Source organism: Methylacidimicrobium tartarophylax (genome assembly GCF_902143375.2).
Lineage (GTDB): Bacteria > Verrucomicrobiota > Verrucomicrobiia > Methylacidiphilales > Methylacidiphilaceae > Methylacidimicrobium > Methylacidimicrobium tartarophylax.
Window position 1 is genome coordinate 1 of sequence record NZ_CABFVA020000125.1, and the last position, 6,159, is coordinate 6,159.

The window sequence follows — 6,159 nt, forward strand, 5'->3', positions numbered from 1 at the left end:
CCCCCGCCGTGATCGACGAAAACGACGAAACGCCTCCCCGTCGGAATCACGGCATCGCTTCGCACGGCAATCTGCTCCCCGTAGTCGAGATGAGCCGTCGCGTCAGCGTACATTCCGGGACGTAGCTTGTGACCAGGATTGGATAGGATGATCCGAGCCTGCAGCCGACGCACCGCTTCCGTGAAATGGGGCTGCACAAAATCAATATGACTCCGGAACCGCTCTCCCGGGAGCGCGGGCAGAGTCACCTCGCAGGACTGGCCTTCCGAAATAAAAGGGGCTTGATCTTCCGAGAATTGCGCGAGCACCCATACCCGAGAGAGATTGATGAGCCGAAAGAGCGTCTGTCCCGCCGAGAAGCGCATCCCCTCGATCACGTTTTTCTCGTGTACATGGCCGGAGATGGGAGAGAGAAGATCGAAAGTGCCGCGAATGCCTTTCCCGGTACGGACGTCATTGGTCGACATACTCCAGGCATAGGTCTCGAGCTCCCGGATCTGCTCGTCGGTCAGATCCCAGACGCGGATCCGGTTCCGGATGTGCACGAACTGCTGATCGAGGAGAATCGGGTTTGCCTTTTGAATCAGCAGGCTCCTCCGCCAGGCGCGGTAGGCGCGGATGTAGTCCATTTGCGCTTGCACCCAGTTTTCCGAAAGGATCGTCGCGAGTCTTTCTCCCTTGTGGACTTCTTTCCATAAGTAGTTGGCATAGAGCTTGATCACATACCCGTCGCCTGCCTTGACGTTGATATCGACCTCCTTCGACTCGTCGACCGCCAAGATGGCGGGTGCGCGCAATTCCCGCACAAGATGCCGCCGCTCCACGACTCCCGTGCGGACTCCGATCGCTTGGAGCCGCTCGGCAGGAACGAAAAAGGGGCTCGTCTTCGGGGATGGCTGATCCGAGACCCCTTCTGCACTAGGAGTCGGGGGACCAGGAAGGGAAGTCTCTTCCGGTTTTTGGGTCGAAGAGGCATGCGCGTGAACGGCCACCAGATCCATACCGCAGATCGGGCATTTGCCCGGAACGGGAGAACGCACGCTCGGATGCATGGTGCAGGTGTAATAGAGAATCCTCCCCTGCTCCTGTGGGCCTGCGAGCGACCAAGTCCCGAACCAACCCGACAGGCAGAGCGTCAGAAGGAGGGCTGGAATCGATCGGCTGCTGTTCACGGATGGGGAGAAACCGGCTCTGGTCTGGTCAAACACCCCTTGGGGCAGAAACCCTCGCCCGCCTCCCGCAAGGACGACGGCTTCCCTTCTCTCATCCTCAATCCACACCGGGGTCGCGCAGCGCCACCGGAGGATTCCAGAGGAGCTCCGCCCCGAGAAAGGCTTCTCGCGCTCCCGTCGGTTGCCGAAGCTGCCGCAGGAAGGCCGTGGTCGGAAGAAGCTCTTGTGTGAGGCGAGGCGACTTCGGGAGGATTACCGGTGGCCGGAGGGGCGATCCCTCGTCTTCCGAACGAAACTCTTCGCCCATGGCAAGAGATTTTTCCCGATCCATCGGAACTCCGAGGCTCGGAGTTTCTGGACCTTCTCCCCGAGGAAGCCCTGGCCTAGGCTCCTCTGGCCGCGCTTCCGGAATCCGAGTGGGGGAAGGTCGCGACCCTGGCTGGTTCGGTGGAAGCGGCTCGACTTTCCCCCGGCGGTAGGCGAGAGCCGTCTGGACCGCCAGCAGGAGTAAGATGCCCAGAAGAGTGCCCCATTCGGTCGAAAAAGAGAACCCTGCTCCCAGAATGGGAGCGATCCCTTCGCCTTCCTGGAGCCAGCCGGTCATCCGCTTTCCGTTTTCCCTTTCCAATTAAGAAGAAGGCACGCTTCCCGACGTCGTCCCCGAAGGTTCGCCCGCGATGTTCGAGCGCATTGCCGTATCGGCCTGGATGTTGCGCAGACGGTAGTAGTCCATCACCCCGAGATTCCCTTTCCGAAAAGCATCCGCCATGGCGAGCGGAATCTCGGCTTCCGCCTCGACGAGCTTGGCTCGCATCTCCTGTTCCAGGGCCACGGCCGCCGCGCGTCGCACTTCGGCTTTGGCTTGCGCAACCCGTTTGTCCGCTTCCGCCTGCTCGGCCTGGAGCTTCGCCCCGATGTTGTCGCCAATGGTGACTTCGGCGATGTCGATCGAGAGGATTTCGAATGCGGTTCCTGAGTCGAGGCCTTTTTGAAGGACCGTCTTCGAGATCCGATCCGGATATTCCAAGACCTCCTTGTAATTGAGCGCTGACCCGATCGTCGTGACGATGCCTTCCCCCACCCGAGCGATGATCGTCTCCTCGGTCGCTCCTCCGACGAAACGCTCGAGATTGGTGCGAACGGTGACTCGGGCTCGCGCTTTCACGGAAATTCCGTCCTTGGCCACGCCGGTAATCGTATTTTGCCCCGTCGCCGGATTCGGACAGTCGATTACCCTGGGATTGACGCTGGTCCGCACCGCCTCGAAGACGCTCTTCCCGGTGCCGATCGTAGCTAAGTCGATCGCACACGCCCGGTTGAAATCGAGGATGATTTGCGCTCGATCGGCGGCGATCAGGGCGCGCACCACCTGCTCCACGTTGCCGCGCGCCAAGTAGTGGGATTCCAATTGAGCCGTGCTCAAATCGATGCCGGAACGGACCGCCGTGATCCGATTGTTGACGATGAGCGAAGGAGGGATCCCGCGCAACCGCATGGCGACCAGATTGAACAGGCTCACCCACGCCCCGGAGATAAAGGCGCGAACCCAAATCCCCAGGAAATTGATCACGAGAAAGGCTCCAACGAGCCCGACGACGGCCAAAAGACCGAGAAAGAAAAGGGAAATCACGGGCTCATCCTCTCGTTTACCGCCTCACAATCCAATGGCCGTCACGCCACGCGACTACCCGGACTTCGCACCTTCGTCCCGAAATCCGCTCTCTGCAACGATCTCTGTCCGCTTCTTCTCGAATAGGGCGAGCTCAATGGGATGGCAAGGCGAAAGGAGAATCCCCTGTCGGCTACCCGCTCGGTGGACGGGCCGGCAGCAGCCAAAACAGAAGGGCGGTCATCTCTCCTCGTCCAATGCCTCGACGACGACGCGGACTCCCTCCGTCGAAACGATCCGCAGCCGGCTACCCGCGGGAACAAAAGCCCCCGAGGTCACGACGTCGACCTGCTTTTCTCCAAAGCGCGCGGTGCCCGCGGGCCGCAGAACGGTAAGCGCGACCCCTTCTTCACCGGGCCGCACGCGAGGAACCGTCTTTTCCGCGGAGATCCCTTCGGGGCCCAAGCTCAAACGCCGTGTCGGTAGGAACCGCGCGGCAATCGCGCCCAAGGCGAAGGCTCCCAACGCGGCCAGTGTAAGGGAAAGGAGCGGCTGGGCGAGCCGCTCGGCTCCGATCCAGACCGCCTCTTTGGGATACCGATCGACCATAGCGAAGAGTAATCCCATGACGACGAGCATCAATCCGACCATCGTGGGCAGAAGAAGGCCTGGCAGAAAGAGGAATTCGAGAACGATTAGCCCGACCCCGGCAAGGAAGAGAAAGAGCGGTTCCCAACCGCTCAAGCCCGCGAGATAGTGACCAAAGAAGTAGAGGAGAAAACAGAGCAAGGCCCCCCCGCCAAAAAGTCCAAAAGAGCCGCCGGTCTTGATCTCCAGGTAGCCCAACAGAAGGCCGAGCCCAAGCAGCAGCGGACCGGCGGCCATCAGGGCGCGGGCAAGCTGCTCAAAGCCGGTGGGGCGCAACTCCTGCAGGTGCGTGCCAGGGCCACCGATCTGCAGCACCAAGCTCTGCAGATCTGCGACGCTACCTTCGGAAAGCAACGGTTCCGGTGGATGGCCGTAGCGACGCGCCGCCTCGGTATCCGTCAGCGTCAGCACCTTCCCTTTCGGGAGAAGCAGAGCTCCCTCGATCACAAGGCCGCTTTCCCGATCCACCATGGCTTCGAATACCGCCGGATTATGGCCGTGACGCTGCGCCGTCGCCCGCACCAGCGCCTCGTAGGCCGAAAGAATCTTCTTCTCGTAACTTTCGGGAATGTTCTGCACGGATCCTCCGCCGGGAGAGGCGAGAACCGGAGTCGCAGCTCCGATCACGGAGCCGGGAGCCATATAAATATGCCGAGTCGCTGCCGCAACGAATGCGCCGGCCGAAAAGGCCTTCGGATCGACAAAGGAATAGGTGGCCTGCTGATTCGGAAAATGCTCGAGGATGCGAATCATCTCCTCCATGGCGTCCGCTCGGCCTCCGGGAGTATCCAAATCGAGGACGAGTGCGGCGGCACCCTGGGAGACTGCTTCTTTCACCCCTCGACGCACCAAGTAGACAAGAGCCGGTTCGATTTCACCATGCACCGGAATCACGTAGATGAGATTGCCCGCCTGGACGGCGGCGGCTTGGGCGAGGAAAGCAAGGACCCCAAAGAGCTTCCAGGAGAGGCTCAATCCGGCACCGCTCCGCATAAGCTGTGCTCCACCTTCCAGCAAGGAGTCGCGGACGTCAACCCCGGGCCCAAAGAGTATTGACAGGATTCGGCTTCTTGCGCGAGGCTTCTCCCCGCATCCGGGCAGGCGAATGACAACTCTCTTCCCCTCTCTGAGAGAGTCAGCTTTCTCAAGGAAGAGATCTATCCTTATCGCGTCACTGCTTTCCCTATGGCTCGCGGGGCTGCTCCCGGCGTTGGCTATCGAGGAATCGGCGAGTGCCAACTCCTCTGGGACGGCAACCACCGGAGGCCAGAGTTCCTCGAACCAGAGTTCCTCAACCCAGAGTTCGTCGAGCCAGAATGCGCAAGTCGCAGAGTTGATCAAGCGGTTGGAGGATCAGGGGATTCCGGTCCAGGCGAACACCAAGGGGATCGTTCTCTCGGGATATGTGGATGCGAGCTACACCTACAACGCGATCAACGCGCCTTCGTTTAACCAAGTGCCTGGGTTTACGCCGCCTCCGGGCTATACAGGGCCGACCAATGCGGCGGGGAGGGCCTTAGGGTATCCGGCGATTCCCGGGCGGGAGCCGGTGGATGGAATTCCTGGCGGGGGCTTCAACATGAACGCCTTCAAGCTGGCCTTGGAGAAGCCGTTGACCGACGAGAACCGGTGGCAGGCGGGGTTTCGGGCCGATCTGATCGTGGGGCAGGACGCCTCGATCGGGGCTCCGGACGCGATCGGGGGTTTGGGGACCAACGCGAGTGCGCTGGCTCTCTTCAACACCTCGAGCTTCTGGTTGGAGCAGGCCTACGTGGTCTTCCGGGTGCCGGTGGGCAACGGGCTCGACATCCGGATCGGGAAGTTCGTCGATCCGGCAGGCTACGAGGTGGTGGAGCGGCCGGTGAACTTGGACTTCAGCTACGGGTTGCTCTTCAGCAACCTCTTGCCGACGACGCTGACGGGGATGCAGGCGATCTACCACTTCGACGACCAGTGGTCGACGAGGTTTGGGGTGGCTGACGGAGGCTTCGACGTCTCCCGCGGAGGCTATAACTACTACGGGTACCTCAACAATACGATCGATAGCAACGCAGCTTATCTGCTCTTTTGGAATGGACAGTGGGAGTCCAAGGGCAAGAACGCCATCTTGAGCGCGACGGCCATGTACGGCTTCAACGGAGTCAATCCTCCGGGCTTCGGCGCCTCTCCGATCGACGGGATGGCCCAGCCCTACGGGATCGCGCAGGGGATTCGCGGCGAGGGGACCTTCAACCAGAACAACGCCTTTTTCCTGGGCGATGTCTGGGGCTCCTGGGCGCCCAAGTTTGCCCACGACAAGCTGCTCCTGGGCTTCGAGTTCACCGGAGGCTTCTACAACAATGACGTCAGCTACGTCTCCCCCGCGGTCAGCGGGCTGCCCGTCGGCCTCTACAGCGGTCCCTCCAACTGGTATGGCGCCGCCCTCCACGCGAAGTACCAGTTCAACTCGATCGTCAGCCTCTCCCAGCGGGCCGAATGGATGCAGGCGGGCTGGAACAGCATCCTCGCCGGCCACAACGCCCCCACCGATATCTGGGAATATACCGCTACTCTAGCCTTCGACCTCGCCGATAACTTCATGATCCGGCTCGAAGGAAGAATCGATTGGGGCCTCGGGGTCATGGCCTACTACGGCTATCCCTTCCAGGGAACCACCTCCCCAAGTGCCCTCCTCTCCTCCGCCAACGGCCCCATCTTCCTTGGCGCCCTCGAATTCGTCTACAGCTACTA

At 61.1% G+C, this 6,159-nt stretch carries 5 protein-coding genes; 1 reads left to right on the plus strand and 4 read right to left on the minus strand.

Translation table 11 applies throughout. The annotated features are described in order from the left end of the window. From MAMT_RS10895 to MAMT_RS10910, 4 genes are all read right to left on the minus strand, one after another. The coding region (locus MAMT_RS10895; protein ID WP_246186667.1) for a heavy metal-binding domain-containing protein at positions 1-1,280 on the minus strand (1,280 nt) is incomplete at its 3' end. Further along, positions 1,270-1,776 (minus strand): hypothetical protein, encoded by a 507-nt coding sequence (locus MAMT_RS10900; protein ID WP_142661055.1) that lies wholly within the window; start codon positions 1,774-1,776, stop codon positions 1,270-1,272. The genes MAMT_RS10895 and MAMT_RS10900, both read right to left, overlap by 11 nt. Positions 1,777-1,800: 24 nt before the next feature. Continuing rightward, positions 1,801-2,802, minus strand: coding sequence for a flotillin-like protein FloA (gene floA, locus MAMT_RS10905; protein WP_142661056.1), 1,002 nt, complete (start codon positions 2,800-2,802; stop codon positions 1,801-1,803). A 219-nt stretch (positions 2,803-3,021) separates the two neighbouring features. Then, positions 3,022-4,422, minus strand: a complete 1,401-nt coding sequence (locus MAMT_RS10910; protein WP_246186668.1) for an NfeD family protein — start codon at positions 4,420-4,422, stop codon at positions 3,022-3,024. A 340-nt stretch (positions 4,423-4,762) separates the two neighbouring features. Here MAMT_RS10910 and MAMT_RS10915 point away from each other — a divergent pair. Beyond that, positions 4,763-6,159 (plus strand): outer membrane beta-barrel protein (locus tag MAMT_RS10915; RefSeq protein ID WP_246186669.1); only part of this gene is annotated, 1,397 nt, incomplete at its 3' end.

What these genes read in the sequence shown, in the direction of transcription:
- MAMT_RS10900 (WP_142661055.1), bottom strand. Translation starts at nt 1,776, where the DNA reads ATGACCGGCTGGCTCCAGGAAGGCGAAGGGATCGCTCCCATTCTGGGA.
- MAMT_RS10910 (WP_246186668.1), bottom strand. Translation starts at nt 4,422, where the DNA reads ATGCGGAGCGGTGCCGGATTGAGCCTCTCCTGGAAGCTCTTTGGGGTC.